The 22071-nt window shown below is 70.5% G+C and carries 11 protein-coding genes; 2 read left to right on the forward strand and 9 right to left on the reverse strand.

All coding sequences use genetic code 11. The features are described from left to right. Window positions 1-570: 570 nt before the first annotated feature. The 3 genes from ACFWMR_RS31895 to ACFWMR_RS31905 are packed head-to-tail and all read right to left on the reverse strand — an operon-like array spanning window position 571 to window position 3545. The gene (locus ACFWMR_RS31895) at window positions 571-1233 is read right to left on the reverse strand and encodes a winged helix-turn-helix domain-containing protein (RefSeq protein ID WP_378381047.1); all 663 of its coding nucleotides are present in this window, start codon (window positions 1231-1233) and stop codon (window positions 571-573) included. Between the two features lie 9 nt (window positions 1234-1242). After that, window positions 1243-2892, reverse strand: a complete 1650-nt coding sequence (locus tag ACFWMR_RS31900) for a right-handed parallel beta-helix repeat-containing protein (protein WP_378381048.1) — start codon at window positions 2890-2892, stop codon at window positions 1243-1245. Beyond that, window positions 2892-3545, reverse strand: coding sequence for a helix-turn-helix transcriptional regulator (locus ACFWMR_RS31905; protein ID WP_378276965.1), 654 nt, complete (start codon window positions 3543-3545; stop codon window positions 2892-2894). Before ACFWMR_RS31905 ends, ACFWMR_RS31900 begins: the two co-directional genes overlap by 1 nt. 158 nt (window positions 3546-3703) lie before the next feature. Here ACFWMR_RS31905 and ACFWMR_RS31910 point away from each other — a divergent pair, with 158 nt between their 5' ends. Beyond that, on the forward strand, window positions 3704-4369 hold the full coding sequence (locus ACFWMR_RS31910) for a response regulator transcription factor (RefSeq protein ID WP_378276964.1): 666 nt from the start codon (window positions 3704-3706) through the stop codon (window positions 4367-4369). Further along, on the forward strand, window positions 4366-5619 hold the full coding sequence (locus tag ACFWMR_RS31915) for a sensor histidine kinase (protein WP_378381049.1): 1254 nt from the start codon (window positions 4366-4368) through the stop codon (window positions 5617-5619). Before ACFWMR_RS31910 ends, ACFWMR_RS31915 begins: the two co-directional genes overlap by 4 nt. Here the strand turns inward: ACFWMR_RS31915 and ACFWMR_RS31920 are convergent. The 6 genes from ACFWMR_RS31920 to ACFWMR_RS31945 all read right to left on the reverse strand — a co-directional run bounded on the left by ACFWMR_RS31920 (window position 5606) and on the right by ACFWMR_RS31945 (window position 21974). After that, a complete protein-coding gene (locus ACFWMR_RS31920) occupies window positions 5606-6187 on the reverse strand; it encodes a hypothetical protein (protein WP_378381050.1) in 582 nt (193 codons plus the stop codon). The two genes, ACFWMR_RS31915 and ACFWMR_RS31920, sit on opposite strands and share 14 nt — an antisense overlap. Before the next feature lie 20 nt (window positions 6188-6207). Continuing rightward, window positions 6208-20490 (reverse strand): WXG100-like domain-containing protein, encoded by a 14283-nt coding sequence (locus tag ACFWMR_RS31925; protein ID WP_378381051.1) that lies wholly within the window; start codon window positions 20488-20490, stop codon window positions 6208-6210. A 15-nt stretch (window positions 20491-20505) separates the two neighbouring features. Continuing rightward, complete coding sequence (locus ACFWMR_RS31930) at window positions 20506-20832, reverse strand: hypothetical protein (protein WP_378381052.1); 327 nt, start codon at window positions 20830-20832, stop codon at window positions 20506-20508. Beyond that, window positions 20829-21206 (reverse strand): YbaB/EbfC family nucleoid-associated protein, encoded by a 378-nt coding sequence (locus ACFWMR_RS31935; RefSeq protein ID WP_378381053.1) that lies wholly within the window; start codon window positions 21204-21206, stop codon window positions 20829-20831. The genes ACFWMR_RS31930 and ACFWMR_RS31935 overlap by 4 nt, the downstream gene beginning before the upstream one ends. A 125-nt stretch (window positions 21207-21331) precedes the next feature. Further along, window positions 21332-21634, reverse strand: a complete 303-nt coding sequence (locus tag ACFWMR_RS31940; protein WP_378381054.1) for a hypothetical protein — start codon at window positions 21632-21634, stop codon at window positions 21332-21334. Window positions 21635-21650: 16 nt separating this feature from the next. Further along, the gene (locus tag ACFWMR_RS31945) at window positions 21651-21974 is read right to left on the reverse strand and encodes a hypothetical protein (protein WP_378381055.1); all 324 of its coding nucleotides are present in this window, start codon (window positions 21972-21974) and stop codon (window positions 21651-21653) included. Window positions 21975-22071 lie beyond the last annotated feature (97 nt).

Here is a 22071-nt window from a genome sequence, read left to right on the forward strand (position 1 = left end):
GTACCGCGAAACCCGTCTCCGGTTGTGGGTGGGGGGGGTGTTTTTTTTTTTAACGCCCGGGCGGGCCCGGCCCCCGGGGGGGTTGTTTTTGGGACCGTGAACGTCCCAAATCCTCCACACTCGACCGCCGATCACACCAGTGGGTAGGTAAATACGAGTCCGTCAGAACGCGACTTGCCACTCACGACCCACTGGACCGACGCCTGACCCGCCGCCGTGGCTGCCCGAGGCGCGTGAAGGCCTCCTTCACTACCTTCAAGGTAGGCAAGGAGGCCTTCACGGACCGATGTTCGGTGGAGTGGCGAGGTGAAGGGGGCGGGGGCTCGGGAGCGTCATGAGGACCGACGAGCGGGCGAGCCGGTGGGCGGGCGAGCCGCATTTGCCGTGAATCGCAAAAGAACCCCACTTGCCACTCACGACCGTTGCCACTGTGACCCCAGTGACCCCAGTGACAACTGATGCGCTCTCACCCCCGGCCCGGTTGCCATGAACGATCCGTTCCTTGCGAAATTTGCAAGGAACGATCCGTTCATGGCGCGCGCCCGCGCGAAAGACCGAAGGACGGGCCAGTCAAACCGGCGCCATCCGGTAGCCCGATCCCCGCACCGTGTGGATCAGCGGCGGCTCCTTCAGTTTCCGCCGCAACCGCGCGATCACGACGTCCAGCACGTTCGACGCCGGGTCCGCCATCTCGTCCCACGCGTAGCGGATCAGTTCCCGCCGCGACACCGGCCGCCCGGACGCGGCCATCAGCCGCTCCATGACGAGATACTCCTTGCGGGTCACGGTGAGCAGCACGCCGGCCCGCGAAATCTGGTGCCTGCCGGTGTCGAGTTCGACGTCGGCGCACCGCAGGATCACCGCCTGCCCGGCCATGTCGCGGCGGCACAGGCTGCGCACGCGCGCGATCAGTTCCGGCATCGCGAACGGTTTGACCAGGTAGTCGCCGCCGCCGACGCGTAGTCCGTCGATCCGGTCGGCGACGCTGTCGCGCGCGGTCAGGAACAGCACCGGCATCGGCCATCCCGCGCCGCGCCGATTCTGTACGTACAGCAACGCGTCGCCCGAAGGCAGCATCCGGTCGAACACCGCGCAGTCGTAGGCGTTCACCATCAGCGCCTCGTCGGCGCCGGGCAGGTCGGCGGCGGTGTCCACCGCGAAACCGTCACCGCGCAGAGCGAATTCCAGCGCCACCCGCAAGTTTTCGTCGTCCTCGGTCACCAGCACCCGCACATGAGCACGTTATCGTGCGATGGCGGCCTCCACGTCGGCCACGTGCAAGCCGCGCAGTTCTTCGAGCGCGGGCATCCGGCCCATCAGCCGCAAGCGCTGCGACTGAGCCGTCCGCGCCTTCTCGAACAACAGCCTCGCGTCCCGCGCGTTGCCGAAGTTGACGTCCCCGGAAACGCGCCGGAAGTGCTCCGTGAGGACCGGGGCGGCGCCGGGATCGAGTTCGTAGTCGCCCGCGGCCGCCATCCGCCCGAAGATGGCGAGCAGTTCGGCGGGGTCGTAGTTCTCGAACTCGATCGTCCTGCCGAAACGCGACGCGAGACCGGGGTTGGCGGCGAGGAAGTCGACCATCTCGTCGGTGTAACCGGCCACGATCACCGCCACCTCGTCGCGATGTTCCTCCATCAACGGGACCAGGGTGTCGATCGCCTCCTGGCCGAAGTCGCCGCCCGAACCGGCGAGCCGCGTGAGCGTGTACGCCTCGTCGATGAACAGGACGCCGCCTTTGGCCTCCTCGAACACGGTCGCGGTCTTCTCCGCGGTGTGCCCGATGTACTGCCCGACGAGATCGCGGCGGGACACCTCGCGGAACTCGCCGACAGGCAGGACTCCCAGTGCCTTCAGCAGTTTTCCGTAGATCCGCGCGACCGTCGTCTTCCCGGTGCCGGGCGCGCCCGCGAAGATGAGATGGTGCCCGGCGGCACCGACCGGCAGCCCCGCCCGGCGGCGCCATTCGTTGACCTGCAACTCGTCGACCAGCGCGCGGACCTCTTCCTTCACCTCGGGAAGGCCGATCATCGCGTCGAGTTCGGCGAGCATCTCGTCCAGGGCGCTGTCCCCCACGGTGCCGGGAGCCGCGGCTTCGCTGACCGTCGGCGTCGCTCCTTCGGCGATCGAGATCCCGGGTTCCGCGGTGTTGGTGACCCGGCAAGCGGAGATCTCGCCGCCGCAGCCGGACGCGAACGCGATCCCCGGCCCGCGGGTGTCGGTGACCGTGCAGCGCTCGATCACCGGCGCCCCGTGGTGCGCCACGGCGATCCCCTCGTGACCGGTGTGCGAGATCACGCAGTTCTCGATGTTCGGCCGGGCGTATTGGTAGACGTAGACGCCACGCAGCCCGCATCCGGTCACCGTGCAGCCGGCCACGACGGGATCGGCGCCCTGGCCGAGGGTGATCCCGTCCCCCGTCACGTCTTCGACGGTGGTGTCCTCGATCCTGCCGGGCGAACCGTCGACGAGGATCCCCTGTTCCGCCGCCGAGATCACGCATCCGGTCACGGTGAACGCCGTCGTGCCGCGGATCGCGACCGCCGGCCCGCGACCGCCGGAGACGGTGCAGCCCCGGACGGTCAGTTCCGTGTCGTGGGACTGGATCGCCGAAGCGTCACCGGCCAGGATCTCGATCCCTTCCAGGACGAGCGCTCCGCCGGTGGTACGGAAAACGGGCCGGTCGGCGCCCCGGCCGTCGACGACGACGGTGGCGCCGTCGGCCGCGGCCAGGGTCACCCGCAGGCCGGTCAGGTCCACGGTTTCCGCGTATTCGCCGCCGGCGATGGTGATGACGGCGTCGCCGGACACCTCCGCCAAGGCATCGCCGATGGTCGGATACGCGCCGGGGCGCCGCGAAACCAGCAGGACACGACCGGGGGTCGAGGTGGTCATCAGCCCGCCTTCGCCATCAGCCAGCCGCGGTCGACGGCCTTGGCGCCCGCCTGGAACCGGCTGCGGGCGCCGAGCCGGTTCATGATGTCGGCGACCATCCGGCGCACCGTGCGCACCGAGACGCCGAGCCGCGCGGCGGCGGATTCGTCGGTCGTGCCGGAGAAGAGCAGTGTCAGCAGTTCCTGCTCGCGGCAGGTCAGGATCGAAGCGTTTCCGGCATCCGGGAGGTCCAGCGGGACGAGCGGGGCGGCGGCCTGCCAGATCCGCTCGAACAGCCCGACCGTCGCGGTGACCACGCCGGGCAGCCGGAACACCGCGGAACCGGCCTGCCTGCCGTCCGCGGGGAGGACGACCGAGGTCCGGTCGATCACCAGCGCGTCCATCGGGACCTCGGCGTCGGTCCGCACCTCGGCCCCCGCCCGCGAAAGCCGGTTGAGCGCGCCGGACATCCGCGCGGAGTCGGGGAAGAGCACCTTGTGGCGTACGCCGGGACGCACGTTCGCGAGCGCGATCCGCTGGAACGCGGTGTCCGTTCCCGTGCTCATGACGAGCACTTCGCCGGTCGCTTCCGCGAGCAGTTCGCCGAGCCCCGCCCGGTCACCGCCCGGGCCCGCCCCCGTGACCAGGCTGAGCTGGCCGGTCTGCACGGTCATCGCAGGTACCTCCCTCTTCCCCCGGCGCGCTGCCGAACGACGTCCTGTTCATGCCAGTTCCCCGCCGTCCGGGCGGTGACAGGCACCCGACGCGTTAGCGTTCAGGGGCACCGCGGAACTGCACGCGTCTACTTTCGCTGTCCGAACATGAGGTTTTGATGACACGGGTGATGGTCGTCGAAGACGACGAAAATCTGCGCCTCGCGCTGGTCACGCAGCTGCGCTCGGCGGGTTTCGTCGTCGACGACGCGGGAGACATCGCGACCGCGGACCGGCTGCTTCGCGGAACGCACCACGACTGCGTGGTGCTGGACCGGATGCTGCCGGACGGCGACGCCATCGAATACGTCCACATGCGACGGCAGCTGGGCTGGCGGGCGCCGGTGCTGTTCCTGACCGCCCGCGACGCGCTCGCCGACCGGGTGGCCGGGTTCGAGCACGGCGGCGACGACTACCTCGTGAAGCCTTTCGTGATGGCCGAGCTGACCGAGCGGGTGGCCAACCTGTGCCGCCGGTCCGCTTTCGACCGGCCCTCGGTGCTGCACCACGAGGATCTGGTGATGGACTGCGCGCGGCGCGAGGTGCGCCGCGCGGGCGTGCTGCTCACCTTGACCAACAAGGAGTACGCGGTGCTCGAATACCTGCTGACCAGGGCCGGGCTGCCGGTGCAGCGGGCGGATCTGATCGAGCACTGCTGGGACGCGCAGGCCGATCCGATGTCCAATGTGGTCGATGTGGTGGTGAAGCGGTTGCGCCGCAAGCTGAAGGAACCCGAACTGATCCACGCCGTCCGCGGGCTCGGCTACCGGCTGGGCACCCGGTGAACACCCATTCCTCGGCCGATCGGCTGCGCAGGCTGCGCTGGACGCTGACCGCGTTGTTCACCGTGATGAACACCCTCGGGCTGGTCGTGTTCGCGTGGCTGCTCATCAGCGAAGACGGCGACCAGGGCGAAGATCGGATCGACGCCGAGCTGAGCAAGGTCACGGCGTCGGTCAGCAGGCTGGTCGCCTTCGACGGCACCATCGACCTCGGCTTGGTCAACACCGACGTGCTGAACGACCGCTGCCCGCAGTTCGGGATCCTGCCCGGCGGCGCCCCCGCTTTCCAGCCGCACCTTTCGCGGGCGACCTGCGCCCCGATGAGCACGCAGCTGCTGAACGGTCTCGCCACCGAAGCGGTGCGGGGCGGCAAGCTCGTGCAGGGCTACCAGAAGGCCACCGACGGCGCGGTGGTCAAGGTCCGCGCCGAACCGTTGCGCGACAGCGACGGCAAGGCGTTCGCGGCCGTCGTCGCGGTGCAGCCCACCGGGGCCGAGGACGACGCGCACACCCGGTTCACGCTGCTGGTGATCGGCGGCACCGTGCTCCTGGTCGCGGTCCTGGGTTTCGCCGGCCACCTGCTGTCCGGCCGCTCGATCCGGCCCGCCGCCGCGGCCTTGCAGCAGCAGGAGGTCCTGCTCGCCGAAACCGCGCACGACCTCCGCACCCCGGTCGCCGCCCTGCGCGCCCTCGCCGAAACCGCGATGGCCAACCCCGCCCAGTCGGCGGAACTCCTGCCACGGACCGTCCGCCTCGCCGCGCGGATGGGCGGGATCATCGACGACCTGCTCGTCCGCGCCCGGCTCGCCGCGGGTGTGGAACAGCTGAGCATCCAGCCGATCTGGCTCGATCAGCTGGTGGTGGGCGTGGTCGAGGACACCGCGACCGAGGGCGCCGAAGTCACCGTCACCGCCGCGCCCACGAAGGTCGACGGCGATCCCGCGCTGCTGCAACGCGCGATCGGCAACCTCCTCGACAACGCCGTGCGCTACGGCCGCCAGCCGGGCGCGAAGGCGTTCGTGCACCTGACCGTCGCCGGCGGCACCGTGACCGTCGCGGACCACGGGCCGGGTATCGACACCACGATGGCGGGCGACGCCTTCGACCGGTTCGCCAGCACCGGCGGGTCTTCCGGGCTCGGGCTGTCCATCGTGCGCTGGGTCGCGCAGTCGCACGGCGGCACTCTCGCGGTGTACAACGCCGACGAGGGCGGCGCGATCTTCGAACTGCGGTTCCCGGTCAGTACTTCCTGAGCGTGCTCGCGTCGATTCCGGTCAGTTCGCCGAACGCGGCCACAGTGGACACCGGATCGTCGTAGGTCAGCAGGTCGACGCCGGGCTCGCGGAACGGACGCGAAGCACGCAAGGCGATCTGTTGCCCGGTGCGCAGCCGCAGGACCAGCACCCGCACGTCGCCGACGCCCGGCGGTTCCTCGGCGAAGACCCGGTTCAGCGACGCCTCGATCTGCCGGTCGGTCAACGGGACGCGCGCGATCGTGGGCGCGTCCCGCAACGTGGCCCACTCGCCGGTGCCGCTGGTCGAGTAGGGCGGCTCGGGCCACGGCCCGCGGTCGTCGAGTGCCTGCACCAGCCGAACGAGGAAATCGCGGGTGACGGCTTCGTCGTCCTGTTCGCCGGCTATCCGTTCCCCGGAGGCGAGGGCCGCCGTGGCCGCCCGGTGGTAGTCCCCCACCGGGAGGGTGAAGAACCGTTGACGGATCAGCTCGTCCGCGATCCGCTCGACGAACCCGTCGTCCGCCCGGTGCCGCAGGTCGGCCGTGTGGGTGAGCTGGTTGACGTATCCACGCCACGGGAACTTCACTCGCTCGGACTCCTTCCGTCTCAGAACCGGGGACCGGTGTCCACCCGGGAGACGTCCACGCCTTGCTCGGCGAGGATGTCCAGCCCGGTCGCCAGCTGCTCTTTCTCCGGCTGATAGTGCCCGCTCTCGCGGGTCAGCTTGATCAGCCTCCCGTTCACCGCCTCGATGTGGCCCGCCACGGCGGCGGGCTGCCCGGCGAGGAAGCTGGAATGGTGCAACCGGCCCGAGATCCACGTCAGCGACACGTACAGGTTGCCGTGCGGGTCCATCGCGAAGATCGCCTTGCCGAACGGCCCCGTGACGGAGGACGTGTCCAGCGGGGATCCGTCGTGGGCCCAATAGAGTTTGCCGTCCCGCACGAAAACCCGGTGCTCCTCTCTCCGCTCGGGTGAAAAGTACTCGACGACCAGGGGCGCGAACGGCCGGTCCGGGTCGTTCGGATCGTCCTCGCCCCGGAAGGTCGCCCGGAGTTCCGAGGCGGGCAACGGTTCGTCCCGGTGCGACGGGCCGGGAATGTCCGCGACCGGGATCCGGTCGTGCTCGCCGGGTTCGGCGAGCGGCGGCTCCGGCTCCTGGTTGATCACCGCGTCGATACGGGGCGGGAGCGGATGAAAGGTCGTCGGCGGCAGGTTCAGGAAGTCGGGGGATGGTCCGTCAGCAGCGATCCCGGGGTCACCGGCTTCGCGTCCCGCCGGTCGATCCGGATCGTCCGGCGGTCGGTTCCCCGCTGGTTCGGGCCGGCGAACTCCAGGCCGAGAATCCGGATCCTCTCGCCCGTCGTCCGGTGCCGGAGGTTCGAACCGCTCTCCAGCGTGCCTCGCAGCAACCTGCCGACCACCAGGATCCCGTCCCGGCCCGGCAGGTCGAAGGTCTTCTCCACTTCGAACATCGTCGTCATGACTCCGGAACCTCTCCAGGGCGGGCTCTTCGCTGGCTTCTGCTTCGTCTTCGAGACTTTCGCGCGTCCGCTCGGTCGGCGTGATCCCGGCTCGGAGCTGGCGCACGTGCGTCATCTCGTGCGCGAGCACCGCCACCAGGGTCTCTGCATCGGCGAAACCGGCCGGGCCGAGCCAGATGGCCCTGCCTGCCGACTCCGGCGGGGTGGACGCGCAGGCGCCCACCTCGTCGAGGTATTCGATCATCTCGGGCGTCTCGGCCAGCTTGACCTCGACGCCGCTCAAATCGATCCCGGCGGCTTCGGCCGTGCGGGCGACAGTCTCCTGGGTGCGCGGCAAGCCGTCGCCGCTGTCGACGATGTCCTGATTGCTCCGGACGGCCCGGCGGCTGAACAGGTCGGCCGGACCGCCCGCCCGGTGCGGCAGATTGACACTCCCCGCCTCGCCGTAGGTGATCGGGAACAGGGAGATCGAAAGCGGATTCTCCGGCAACAGCATCAAGGTTCCGGGCACCGGGGAAAGGAAGACCACACCGCCGTCGGTCCACCGCACCAGGCCCCACTTCTCCACGATCTGCCCGGACGGGGCGTGGGTGTAGGTCAGCCGCAGCGCGGCGGTCGGCGGCAGCGGAGAAGGACTCGACGCGGACCACCACGCGCCGTAGATCTCGTCGATGACGCTGTCGTAGCTGTCATGAGCTTCCCAGGACCCGTGGAGTCGCTCGGCGACGTACGCCTTTCCGTCTATCCGCCAGACGTCCTCGGGCCGGACCGGCTCGACCTTCATCTCCTCGCCGAGCATGCCGCGGAAATAGCCGACGACGGCCTGCGGGCCGTTCGTCCGCCAGCCTTCCTCGTAGGCGCGGGGATTCTTGAAGTTCGGATTGACCTCGGGCAGCAGCGAGTGCTGGTTTTCGATCTGCCACGCCTGCTCGGCGGCCGTCACCACCCCCGCGTGGATCGCCGGCAGCGCGTTGACCTCGCTCGTCCGCGCCAGCGGTGAGAGCTCGGGCATCCGGAAGTACTTCAGGGCCTCCGGGTGTTTCTGCGCCCACCGCACCAGCTCGGGATCGTAGGCGGCCCCGGCCGAGAGCTGTCGCGCGTTGTGCACCATGCCGTACGCCGTCTCGATCAACGACGTCCAGCGGGTCAGCCCGGACGCCGGCCGCGGCGGGCCGTTCACGATGTTCGCCGCCGCCGTCACGATCCCGCGGGTGTGCCGGTGCCACGACGGCTCGACGCTGGGCGGGATCATGCCGCGGGTCAGCGCCGCGATGTCGCGGTACACCTTCCAACGGCGGCCGCCCGTGGTGGCGCCCCGTGCGGGCGAGACGCCGGTTTCCCGGCTCGGCGCGGGCACCGCGGCGTCCTGCCCGGACGGCTCGGACGGCTCGGGGTTGATCACGTCGTCGATGCCTTTCGGCGCGGCGGGATCCTTGTGCAGCCGGGCGAACTGCTCGCGGGCCGAGGCGATCGCCTGCGCGTAGGCGTTGCGCAGCAGGAAAGGCACCGGACGTCCGGCCCACCGGCGAGCCTCCTCACCGTTGTCCTCGGTGACGAGCACCCGGAATCCGTCGCGGTAGCCGGTGAGATCGGCGAACAGGGTGATCTGACCGTCGACGAAGTAGATCTCGCCGTCCAGATTGACCGCGTTGAACAGATGCGTGACCCCCGCGCGTTCGCCGTGCACGATCGCGCGGGCACCGGGGCCGAGATCAAGCAGCCGTCGCGCCACATCGTTGGCCGACGCCATCGGGACGAACCGCGCCCCGGCGACCCTGGCCGCCATGGCGACCCGGTCGGCCCAGCCTTCGCGGCCGGTCAGCCCGGCGAGCGTGCGCGGCGAGGTCGCCCGTCCCGGCGGCTTGCCCGCCGCCCGATCGGCGAGGTGCCGGTCGGTGAGCACGGCCGCCACCTGGCAGGGCACCACTTCGCCCGGTTCGCCCCCGACCGCGTCCTGCAGACCGGGCAGCAGCTGACGTACCTGTTGGGGAGTGCCGTTGCCCTGATGCACCCCGTCGAAGAGGCCATCGAGCCGCAGCGGGTTCTCGGCGAGCTCGTTGTACCGCTGGATGGCCTCGACGAGTTCGTTGCGTGCCACCACTTCCGGGCGGGCCTGCCCGGTCGCGGCCGCCCAGTCCGCGGTCCTGGTCACCCGGTCCGCGGCGGCGCTGACGGCCTCCAGCGCGACCAGCCGGTCCGGCAGCGTGGTGAGCTCACCCGGTTGTTCGAGCAGGCGCCGATAGGCCGCGCCGGCGGCGGCCTTGAGCTGTCCCGGCACCGAAAGCGGGGCGGCTTCGGCCGACGGCCGGGCGGGCGCCACTTTCCTGACCAGACCGGCGATCTGCCCCGGATGCCACCACGGACGCCGCCCGGTCGGCTGGTCCGGCGACTCGGCCAGACCGCGGTCCATCAGCCGGAACAAGTACCGTTCGAGCGCGTCGGCCCTTGCCCGCGCCTCGGCCCGCAGCAGCGCGTCGGCGGGTCCGGTGGCCGCGTCCTCGGCGGCGAATTCGCGTCCCGTCAGCGATCGGTGGAACAACGGGATCAGTGTTTCGGCCGCCGCGGCCACCGCGTACGGGCCGAGACCGCCGATGCCGAACAACGTGAAGCCCGCGGTGGTGGCGCCGAGGGACGCGGAGGCGGTCACCATGTCGGCGGTGAGCCAGGTTTTCGACGCGAGCCACGGGGGCGGGTCACCGTCGGGCTCGGTGTCCGGCTCCGGTTCGGTCGCGGTCAGCCCGTGTTCGTCCAGGAATCGGTGCAGCCGCTCGCGGTCCGCCGCCTGTGGCGCGGTTTCGGCGAGCCGGTTCAGCGCCGCACGCAACACCCGGGTGCGCAGCTCACTGTGCTCGTCCACCTTCGCCAGCAGGTCGTGGAGCCTGCGAGTGTGCTCGGCCTCCTGCGCCGCCTGGTAGGCGCTGTGCCCGGTCACCCCACCGGCGATGGTGCCGGCGATCGCCTGGAGCACCCCGAGCCCGAGGTATTCCAGGTAGCTGGTGAACATCGCGGACAGCCAGGTCGGGTCGGACGAGTCCGGCAGGTTCCGGTCCGGAAGGCGGTAGCCGATCGGCGGCAGCGCCGAGTCGTTGCCCACGCCGGCGAAGATCGCCAGCGGGCTCGCCCGGTGGCCGGGCTCCCCCTCTTCGGTCGCGGGCCCTGGGGGCCGCTCCAGCGTCGCTTCGATCAGATCCAGGAAGGCGTGGCCGAACTCGGCCACCTCCCGTTCGTTGTCCGCGGTCGCCCGATCGGCCTCGTCCAGCCGTTCCGAGGCCCGTGCCACCCGCTCGTCCTGGCGGTGCCGTCCCCGGAACGCCTCGGCGAACGACCCGAGCACGGCGGGCGCCCAGAGCGTCGCGAGCAGTGCGCCCGCCATCATCGGCTGCATGCCGACCGAGGCCATCGCGATCGTGCCGAGCGACCCGGCGGAGACTCCGGCCGCCCGGCGCACCGCGTACGGCGTCAGCCCGACGTACCCGGCATCCGGGCTCTCGGTCCCGGCCGCTTCCGGTCCGGCGTCCGGTCGTGTGGTGAACCGGCCGTCCGGCGACGGTGTGCCGCCCCGCAGACGGCCGGAAATCGCGGTCCAGCGGTCGAAAAGCGGGCGGAAGAGGGCTTCCCGCCTTGCCGAGGCCCGCTCGGCGACCGACCGCTCGACGGGTGCTTTCGCCGCGTTCTCCGCGTCGACCTCGCGTGCCACGACCGACCGGTCGAAGAGACCGGCGGCCAGCGAGCGCGCGGCCGCGCCGCTGATCATCGCGGCCGCGACCACCGGGGCGGTGGCCACGATCGCGCCGCCGAACGCGACCGACGACGTGCTACCGGCGAGCAACCGGGTCATCGCGTAGTCGAGCCTGCTGGTGTAGCCGTCGGGCGCCGGTGCGTACCGGCGCACCACCTCGCGCATCCGCTCGTCCGGCAACGCGGCCAGCCGCCGCGCGGCGCCGGGGTCGCCGGGACGCAGGCCCATGTCCGCGATCAGCTCGCGCAGTGCGGCGTTCAGCCCGGACCTCCGAAGCGGCAACGGATTACCCGACAGCGTGCTGCCGAACGACAGGAGCTGCGCCGCGCGCCCGTGATCGGCCGGACTCAGCAACGGATCCGCGGTGGGATCGGCGGCGGAAGCGAGGAAGTCTTCGCCGTGCGGTGTCCCGGACAGCTCGGCCGCCGCCGCCCCGAGCGCCCTCGCGACCGCGGCCCGGGTCGCGTCCTCGGTGGCGAACTCGGAGATCTCGATCTCCAGCGAGTTCTTCGCGGTGTCCACAGTGTACTCGGCGACCTGGCCGGAACTCGGCGTTCCCGCCCGTACGGTGACATCGAACGTGTTCCCGGCCGGGCCGGTGACCACGTACCGGCGGCCGTTCGCCGGGCGCTCGACCGCGCGCATACCGGCGTCCGGCACGGCGCGCCCCAACGCACTCCAAGTGTCGGCGCGCACACCGGTGGCATCGGGATTTTCCTTCAAAGGCAACGAATCCGAGGCAGGAAGGCCAACGGGGCCGCCGTTCGGATCCGTCCCGGGGTCCGGGCGGTTCGACGGACCGGCCGGGCGTGGTGGTGTCGGCGGGGTCGGGTCCGGCGACGGCGCACCGCCGGGATCTTCGTCCGGCGTATCGGGATCGTCGGGATCGTTCTCAGGCAGTGGCCGCTCGATGAGCTTCGGCGCCTGGGTGCGCGGCAGGCTCAGGTCGACGGCCGCGCCGACCCCGAGCACCGGGACGTTCGACGTGTACACGATTCCCGAAGGAGTCCGCGCCTCGTAGACGCCGCGCGCCTTGCCCAAGGCGGCTTTCACGACGTAGATCACCGGACCGGACATCGCGAGCGCGGTGCCCGCGGCGACGGCCAGCGGCGCCGCAGACAGGCCCATCACGCCCAGCCCGACCAGCGAGGACGCGGTGACCCAGAGGGCGGCCGGGCCGTTGCGCGCGGCCTGGCGGCCGAGCCGGAGCTCCAGTTCGGCACCGAGTTTGGAGATGTAGAGGGTGGAGCCGGTCAGGGTCGCCGCGACGACCGCCTTGAACCACTCCCCCTGGGTCGCTTCGAGCGCGACCAGCATGCCGTTGGCCACGGTCAGCACGGGGAACGCGAGCGCGTTCTGGATCCTGCGGTACAACGGCCGGAGCGCGTTGTCGTAACCGGCGAACCCGCCGATGGCGTTGGACAGCGCGGTGAAGAGGAACAGCCCGTCCGCGACCGCGTAGGTCCCCGCGACCGCGGCCGCCAGCCCGGTCAGGCTGGTGGCCTGTGCGACGTGCACCGGCAGATTGACCAGGAAGGTGCCGGCGAGGCCGGCGGCCATCAGCTTGCCGAGCCTGCCCGCGTGCGGGTTCATCTTGTTCATCGACTCGGGTGCGGCCCCGTACGGCCTGCCGACCTCGTTCAGGTACCGCGAAACCTCGAGGCTCACGTCTTCCTGGCGCTGGGACGGGCGTTCCCCGATCGCCAGCGGGGTGTGGATGATGGCTTGCAGGTTGATCAGGAACTGCCGGGTCCTCACCTCGACTTCGCCCCGCAGCTCTTCCAGGACGGCGTCGAACCGGCCGAGCGGGTTGACGTCGTACTCCAGGTAGTCCCGGATCATCCTGGCCAGCGCCTCGGCCGACCGCTGGTCGAGCCTGCCGCGTTCGAGCATTCCTTCCAGGCTCACCCGGTTGCTCTGGGCGTGCCCGGTCTTCGCGATGTTGAGCATCCCGCGGACGACGAAGGCCGCGTTGCCCGCCACGATGCTCACCCCCGCCGACAGCGCGAAAGGAACGCCCACCGTCGCGCCGACCCCGAAAATGGTCGCCGCGGCGGCGGCCGCCACCGCCCAGCCCTTCAGGTCGCGTCCGAGCCAGGCCGACCGCAGCCTGGAGATCTCCTCGCGTACCGCGAGCTGCTCTCGCTCGGTCTTCTCGACGCTCTCGATCAGCGACGCCAGCATGGCGTCCCGTTCGGCGGGCGCCAACGGCAACGTGGCGAGCCGTCCGGGCGTCATGTTCAGCCGCGCGCGGGAGAGCTCACCCGCGGCCAAAGCCGCCCTGATGCGCTCGCCCGCCATCAGCGCCTGGGTGGTGAGCGGGCGGCTGAGCAGCGCGTCGGCACCGCTCGCCGGGCGCAGTCCGCCGCGTTCGGCCCAGCGCCGCTTCAGCCGCTCGAAAGCGGACTTGACCCCCGCCGCAGTTTCGGTGGCGGAGATCCTGGCCGCGGCCGCCGTCAGCCGCGCCGGATTGGCGTTCGCGTCGCTTTCCGGGTCGGCGGCGGAGTACCAGAGTTTCATCGTCCGCAGTTGCGGATTCGCCAGCCACGGCTGGTCTTTCGCACGTTGCCCGGCGGTCGGGTCCAGCCCGGACAACGGCCCGCGCGGCTGGTAGGCGGGGTCCGCGACCCAGCCCTCGGCGATCTTCGCCTCGACCCATTCGTCCACTTTGTGCTGCCAGTGCGGGCCGAACGACTCGATGAACCCGTCCCAGGCCCCCGACAGGATCTCGTTGAACACGAACGCGGTGACCCGCCGGCCAGCCTCGTCGTGCAGCCGGGCGAAGTTGCCGTGCAGGATCTTCGCGATCGCCGCTTCCCCACCGGGCCTGCGCGCGGCCTCGGCGAACAGCGGGTCCATCTCGTTGCGGTGGCGGACATAGTGCGCGCCGGGTTGCGGATTCACCGTGTCGGTGCCGAAGATGAGCCGATCCTGGTTCACGATCAGGAACCGGATCAACGCCTCCTTGACCTCGGGATCCGCTTTCGCGTGCTGCGCGAGCACGTTCCACGAGATGTCCATGGCGGTGTCCGTGGTGTCCAGCAGCCATTGCAACCGCTCGATGTGCTCGACGGTCAGCGTGGTCCAGTGCCCGATGCCGAGATGCGCCCAGATCACCTTCGCGCCGGCCAGCTCGCTCTGCTGGAGGAGGTAGGCCATCGGGCCCAGGTTGCGCCCGTCCGACGGGCCCGCCTCGTACGTCCCGTTGCCTCGCAACCTGGCGAGGCCCATGTCGTCGTGCAGGATCAGCACCTGGCCGGTGGCGGCGATGGTCTCCAGCAGTTCGACGGTGTTCGGGTTGTACATCTCCGGCGCTTCGTCCGGCAGGCTCCGCAGTTCGGCGCGCAGTCCGGCCGCTTTGAGCAAGGCTTTGATCTGCCCGGCGTTCGCGATGAGCGAGTCGTAGAAGTCCATCTCGGCCAGTGCGCTCGGGCTGCCGTCCACCGGGAACAGCTCGGCCATCGGCGAACCGTCGGCCAGGTACGCGGCGAAGAACTCCGGCGCGATCCGCCCCTCGCGGATCGATTCCCGGACGAGTTCCGCCGCGGTGACCAGCTTGCCGAAGTAGCCGACCCACTCCGGGTTGATCACCTCGCTCGCCTGCCGCCCCAGCATCGTCTGGACCATTTCCTTCACGAAAGTGGTCTCGGCGAGGTAGCGGGCCGCGTCGCCGAACAGGATCGCCATCGCCATCAGGTAGCCGCCGACCCCGGGGATGTCCACTCTGGCCCCGGAGACGCCAGGGAACCAATGTGACTTCTGCTCCTCCGACATCTGGTCGCGCGCGGAGAAGAACCGCATATCGGAGAGCTGTCCGTGCAGGCCCAGCATCTTCTTTCCGAAGACGGTGGTCATCCGGACCACGTTGGTGAGGGCGTAGTAGAAGGAACCGCTGGAACCACCGATCACGCCGAGCCCGCTCTGCGGAATCGGCGACGCCACCAGGATGTTCGGCAGTCCCTGGCCGATCAGCCAGTCCACCAGGGCCTGATAGTTGATGTTGCCGGCGTCGTACCCCTTCGGGTGCATGTGGACGTCGTGGAAGAAATGGGCGGGGCGGGGTTTGCCGAGCCGACGCGCGAGTTCCGCGTCGACGCCGAGTTCTTCGGCTTTCGCCGCGTACTCGGGGCTGTCCGGGTCGAGTGCGGCGAACTGGGCGCCGCGACTCGGGGCGAGGGCTTCGCGGCCGGTGACCCGGTCGCCCACTCCGATCAGCCAGCCGCGTGCGTCGATGTACCTGTCCACCACCGGTTTCCGGGCCGACGGCAGGTTCTCCGCCCGCCGGGTGACGCCGGCGACCTCGCTGTCGAGCAGTTTGACGATCCTGGCGATCTCCACATTGGACAGTCCCCGGTCGGCGGCCCGTTCGATCGCCGGAACCAGCGCCCGGACGTATTCGGCGTGTGCTTCGGTGCGAGCGGCGTCGGCGAGCCGCATGCGCTCGGTCGCCCGCTCCAGCCGCTCCTGACGCGCGGCCACCTCGGCCCGCACCCTCGCCTGGACGTCCTCGACGGCTCCTTCCAGTGAAAGGCCGGGCGCGGCGCCCGGCAGCAGCCGATGCGCGGCCGCGCTCTCGACCGGCAGGCCCAGCGCCTCGGCGACGTCGGTCCGGTCACCCGCGGCGAGCAGATGCGGCACCCATTCGGTCAGCGCGCGGACGTCCTCCCTCGCCGACCGTAGCTCGGCCATCGCGGCGTGGTAGGCGATTTCCGCCGCGTACCGTGATTCCTCCACCGCCCGCGTCGCGGCGGTGAGCGTGGCGCGGATCCCCGCGAGGTCCCGAACGCTCCAGCCGCGCGAGCGCGCCGGTTTCGGAACCGCCGGATCGGCCTCCGGGTCGACTCGCGCCCGGGTGGCGACCGACCGGAGGTCGGCGACGAATCCGGCGGAGGCGGCCCGGCGCGCCCATTCCGGTAGCCCGTTCGCGACCGCCTCGGCACCGATCCGCGTCATCTCGGCCAGCGCGGCGTCCCTGGCCCGCAGCCATTCCCGCTCCGCGAACTCCAGTTCCCTTGCGGTGGCCTCGGTCTGCCTGAGCAGCTCCTCGTGGTGTGTTCGCGCCTTGGCCAGCACCTCGGAGAAGTCGTCCAGTTCCTGGATCGACGGCATCAGCTCGCGCGGCACGCGCGAACGCACCGACGGATCGGTCACCAATGCGGCGACCATCGCCGAAGACATCCCGTAGGCCGCCGCCACGGCGTCGATCAGCTGGTCCTGCCCGATGCCGGTGAGCTCGATTCCCCGCAGGACGAGCCATTTGACGTCCGGCAGCCGTTCATCGAGACGTGCCGCGGCCCTGGCATACCGCTCCAGCGCCTGTGTGAGCGCCTGCCGCTGGGACCTTGAGACATGGTCGACCTCGATCAGCGCGTCGATCAGCGCCAGGCCCTTGCGCAGATGCAGGCCGGTGAAGGTGATCCGCCCGAGGGCGGACCAGCGGCCGCGCTTGGAAGACTCCGGCCGCGTTTCGATCGCCGGCAGACCGGAGGTGGGGAGCAGGATCTCCGGTTCGAACAGGGCGCGGGTGAAGGTATCGCCGCGGTGTACGTCCAGAGCGGACGGTTCGGTACCCGCGCTCAGGTGGTAGCCCTGCACCACCACCGGCGATCCCGGTGTCCGCGAATCTTCCGCCGGACGCAGTTCGAGGGTGAGGTCCGGAACCGTCGACCCGGCGTAGTGGGAACGCCCGTCGCCGTGCTCCCCGCGCCCGTCGAGGCCGAACGCGACCCCGGCACCGAGCCGGTACCGGCCGAAATGCTCACCGAGGATCTCTTGCTGCCGGGCGAGAACGTCGTCCGCGAAGATCTCCCGGAGAAACCGCTCGCGTCTGCCGGGAGTCATCGTGCCGTCGCGGATCTCCTTCCGGATCTGCCAAGCCCGGTTCCGCGACGACTCCGAACCCACCGTGGGTGTCTCGCCCCGGGCCAGCCGCTCGAACTCCTGGATCGCGTTGTCGAACGCGGCTCGCAACGCGGGTGCGATCCGGGCCCGGACACGCGCGCCGTCCAGGATGCGTTCCACATCACGAAGGCGTAGAGGCCGCGAGTCGGCGGGCAGCAGGCCGTGTTCGAGCAGCAGCAACCGGAGGTCGTTCCAGGCCAGCCTCGACTTGTCGAGCAGCGCCCGCAGCGCGCGCTCGCTGTGCCTGCCCGAAGCCAGCTCGGCGTCGGTGAGGTCGCCGGCCGGCGTCGGATGCTTCTCCCGCGCCGGGTTCTCCGGATGGTAGAACCGTTGTGCCGCGGCCGACGACGGTTCCGGCGCGGGCGGCCCCTGCCGGGGCTCCGGGGGCGGCTGATCCGGCGGCGGCGCGGGCGGCGTCTGCGGCGGCGTGCCCTCCGTCCCGGCGGCCGCGACCTCGGTGAACACCTGGAAACCGTCGTATTGGATGACCTGGTCGGCACCGTTCGCCACGGCCCTCTCCGCGAACTCGGGGTCGACCCGGTTGGTGGCGAGCACGACGACCTTCGGGCCGGGCCCGGCCAGTGCCCGTTGTCTCGCGGTCTGTTCGAAGTCGGACTCGATCAGCTTGGTGCGGTCTTTGACCTCGAAGCGGACTTCGGTGCCGTCCCCGAGCTCGCCGCGGATGTCGATATCGGTTCCGTCGTTGTTCCTGGCCTGCGTACCGACCTTTCCGTCTTCGTCCACCGGCACCTCGAGACCGGTGATCCGCAGCCCGGGCAGACCGATCCCGGCCAGCAGGTGCTCGTCCAGTTTGGCCAGCGTGAGCGCGACGTCGGCCGCGGCGTACTTCGCGCGGACGTTCTCGTAATTGGAATCGAGCGCGTCCTTCGGGACCTGGGTGTCACCGTCCAGCACCCGTCGCGCCTTGCCCAGCTGTTCCCGCAGTCCCTCCTCCGCGGCCCGGACGTCCACGCCGAGCGCGGCGAGCTCGTCCAGCTTGGCCTGGACATCCGCGGCCTCGAGCAGCATGCCCTTGCCCCGGTCCACCTCGGCCAGGGAGGCCGGGGTCGCCGCGCCTTTGACCGCTTCCCTGGCGGGAATCCGGTCGGCTACGGCCGTCACCTGTTCGGCGAACGCGGCGAGCTGTTCGGCGCTCATCGAGGAGACGCGCTCGGCGAGCGAACGCCCCTTCGGGCCCGGGGACACCCGTCCGGCGAGATCGGTCAGCCGCTTCGCCAGCTTGTCCGGATTCATCTTGGCCGCGAGACCTACGACCGCTTCCCGCGCCGAGGGCGACAAGGCACCCCATATCCCGGCCAGTTCGGGCGGCCTGGCCAGCAGTGGTGCGAGGCGGGCCAGGGTGGCCGCGGCTTCCGCCGGGTGCACGCGGCCGAGCAGCTCGGACATAGCTTCCCTCGCGGCCGGAACCGCGCCCCACAACAGATGCACCTCGGCTTCGGCGGCCAGCCGCCCACCCAGCGCCAGCCGCGCGGAGTCCGACATCTCGCCGAGGATCTCGCCGAGGGAACGGTCCAACCTGCCCGGCGAAAGGCGCGCCGCGAACTCGTGCACCTGATCGGCCAGCGCCTCCGGGGCGAGCGAGCCCAGCAGCTCGGTGATCGCCTGCCGCGCGGTCGGCGGCAGCGACTCCCACACGGCGGCGAGCCGCGACGGCAGGCCGTCCGGGACATCCGGCGATTCGCCGGTGCCGGGCGGCGGTCCTGGTGGTCGCCGGGGCGGGTCGGCGGGCGGGTCACTCTTGGCGCGCTGGGGCTCGGCGGCGCGTCGCATCGTCGTATGGGCGGGCTTCGGACCCGGCTTGGCGGGCTGGGCCGGATTCGATCGGCGGGGCTGCTGAGTCTGCTGGGCCGCGGCGGCGGCCGGTCCGGCGGCGGCCAGGACCTGCCCGGTCTCCTTTCCGGGACGCCCTCCGGCTTCCGCGGCCGAATCGTCCACTGTGGACTCGGGAGCTTCCTCCCGCTGTTCCTCTTGTTCCCGGGTTTCGGATTCGGGCGGCGTAGGGCCGTCGTCGTCGCGTTCCGGTGTGGTTTCGGCCTGATCGGCTTCCGGCTCGCCCTTGGCGGGCTTCGCCGCCGTGCGCTGGTTCGGGCTCGCGGGCGTCGCACCCTGCTGCTGTGCCGCGGCGGACTGAGGTGACGCGGCCTGGGGCGAAGCCGTTTGCGCCGCGCCGGGTTGCGAGCCTGCCGGGGCCGGGGTCGCGGTGGAAGCGCTCGCTTGAATCGAGCTTGCCGACGTGGTGCTCGCCGCCGGTACCGAAGTGGCCTGGCCCGGCGAAGGGGCTGAAGCCGAGGTGACGGTCGCCGACGGCGTGGCACCGGGAGCGGCGGTCGTGGCGGTCGGCGCCCCGACGGTGGTGGCCTGTGGCACCGAGCTCGCCTGTGGGGTCCCGGACCCGATCGTGGCGTGCCCGGGCGACGAACCCATCGCGGCGTGCTGTCGCGCACCGGCGGGCGAGTTGTCCACTGTGGACGTGGTGGAACCGCCGCGACCCCCTCCGTCCGCGCCCCGCGTACTGCCGGGGTCCGAGGTGGAGTCACCGAGCTGACCCGTCCCGGACTCGCCTTGACCCACCGTGGCGGCACTGTCCCCCTGGCCGACGGCGGCACCGGCGTCACGCTGGTCCGCCACGGCGGCGCTGTCACCTTGTTTCGCGCCGACGTCGGCCGACTCCGGTGCTTTCACCTCACCCGGCGGGTCGGTCGGTGGCGGGCCCTCGGACGACGTCGGCATGTCCGTCTTCCCCGAGTCCATCCGCGCCTCCGAGGCGCGCAGCCTGGCCTCCGTCACCTGCTCACCGGCGAGGTGCGTGTTCCCCCGGATCGGGCCGATCGCGGCCGAGGTGAGCCAGTTGTCCTTGATGGACCGCCCATAGCCGGCGAGGTCGGTGGGGACACCGTGCCCGTCCATGATGCTTTGCGCGGCGTAGCTGGAGATCGGTGACGACACCGCGTTCGTGCTCGCCGAACTGACCGCCGTGGTCGCGTGTTTGCCGAGGCCGCTGTCCAGCACGTTCTTGACACCCGGGACTTTTCTGGCGAGGGCGCCCGCGCCCTTCAACGGCGCGCCGACGATGCCGCTGACCGGGGCGCCGATGGCGCCGCCGAGCGCGTTGGTGCGGGCTTCCTTCCAGTCGAACCCGTCCTGGTTGCCCTGCCAGATGTTCAGGCCCTGCTCGAAGCCGTTGGTGATGACTTCGTCGGCGGCCTCGCGAGCGGGGATCGTGAGAAGCTTGCCGAACTTTCCGAGCTTGTTCGCCGCCTCGGCGATCGTCTTGGCGATCTTCACCATCTCGGCGATCCGCTTCGCCATGCGCGCGGCGAACAGCCAGGGTCCGCCGGGGATCGCGGCCATGAGGGCGAAGTCCACGCTGGCGTGAATGATCTCCGACCAGATCTGGTTGCGCACACGCTCGATCTGATCCGCGTAGTTGTGGCAGAACGTCGCCATCTTCCGCATGCTCACGACGAGTTCCCGGTGACCGGATCCGCCACCGCCGTACTCGCCGTCGTTGGCCTCCCTGATCCGCGCCCGCACGAAGGCGCCGTTCGGATCCGGCCAGGTATCGCGAAGCCGGTCTTGGACGGTCGACGACTTGGTGATCGCGACTTCCAGCAACGTCGCGGCCTTGTCCCACGCGTCACCGAGGTCGTCGGCCGCGTGCGGGTTGTCCGGCGGCCAGATGTCGTCGACGACACCGCCCATCCACTCCCACGCGGCGACCGTCATGCTCCACAGGTCGGTCATCGTCGGTGAACCCGCTCAGGAACCGAGCTGGTCGGTCGCCTCGGTCTGCGCGCTCTCGTAGATCTTGACGCCCTTCTCCGCGTTGTCGGCCAGGTTGACGAAGTTGCGCATGACCCCGTTCCCGCTCTTGATCAGGTCGGGGGTGTTGTCCGCGCAGTCCTGGAACGCCTCGCCCAGCTTCCCGAAACCCAGCAGCGGCGTGATGTCCTCGATGGCCTTGCGGCACTTCGCCCACTCGGTCTCGAAGTCGTTGCCCGCGGCCTTCAGGTTCGACAGTTCCAGCCGGGTCGGCAGGAAGAAGATGTCGACCTTGCCGTCGTTGTCCCGGTCGGGCCCGCTCATCGGCCGTCACCCCGCTCCGGCCGGTCCAGCCGTCGCAGCACCGGATCGAACCGGAGATCCGCGGTGTCGGCGTCCATACCGGGTGGCAGGAAACCCGCCGCGATGGCCAGCCCCTGTTCGGTCGACAACCCGGCCGCCTCGTGGATGGTGTCGGTGATGTCCTTGGCCAGCGCGGCCGAGTCGGCCGTGCGGTAGATGCGCGGATCGAGCGACAGTTCGAGAAGCTCACCGGCGCCACCGACGGTCGCGCTGATCAACCCGTCGTCGGATTCGGCGGTGGCCCGGATCCCGGCCATGCGCCGCTGCATGACCCGCACGTCCTCGGCCAGCTGCTCGTAATCCGCGTACATATCCGGTTTCAGCGGTGGCTCCACGGTTCCTCCCTTGGCACGTAGGGCAAGTCTCACGCAGGCGCGAGGGCGCCGGACCCGGCTGGCCTGTTCCGGCCAAAAGGAAACCCCGGCGGGCCTCGGCCCGCCGGGGTTTCCTTTCCGGGACGTCAGATACCGATGATGTTGCTGACCTGTGTCTCGCACGTCTGCGCGATGTTCAGGACGTTGCCGTACGACCCCGCGGTGGCGTGCGCGTCGTCCGCGTAGGAACCGGTGTTCTTGCAGACCTCCGCGTACTTGAGGCCCATTTCCTCGCTGTTGCGCCCGCCCCACGAGGTACCCATGACGTTGCGCATGTTGCTCAGGTCGTCCTCGGTCGCCTGGCGGAGACCGGTGGCCATCCTGTCCATGTCGGTCCTGGCCGAGTCGATGACGCTGTACACGGTCTTGTAGTGATCATCCATCGACATAAGGGAAACCTCCTTGTTAGGCGGACGGGTTGATGGCCTTGGCGATGATCGCCTGCGCGGCGTCGGCCGCGGCCCCGGCCGAAACCTTGACGACCGAGTTCCCCGAGTCGACGAGTTGCTGGGCGAACGGATGAACCTGGTTTCCGAAGAGGTTGACGCGATTCTCGTTCCCGGCGATACCGGCCTGCTTCACCCCGCCGCCCAGTCCCTCGTCGAGGGCGTCGCGATCGCGTGCGGCGTGCGCGCGATGCGCGGCGAGCTGTTGCTGGATGCTGTCGTCGGTCTTGTGGACCAGGTGCTGTACGTCCGGTATTCGGATATCGACGCGACCGTCGCTCATACTTTCCCTCTCTTCTCCGGCGAAATGGATCCTTACGCCTCAAGCTAGCCAGGGAACCGGCGCGATCAGCGGGTCCGGCACGTTCCTGCCATCACGC

The sequence above is a fragment of the Amycolatopsis thailandensis genome, assembly GCF_042723255.1.
GTDB classification, from domain to species: Bacteria; Actinomycetota; Actinomycetes; order Mycobacteriales; family Pseudonocardiaceae; genus Amycolatopsis; species Amycolatopsis thailandensis.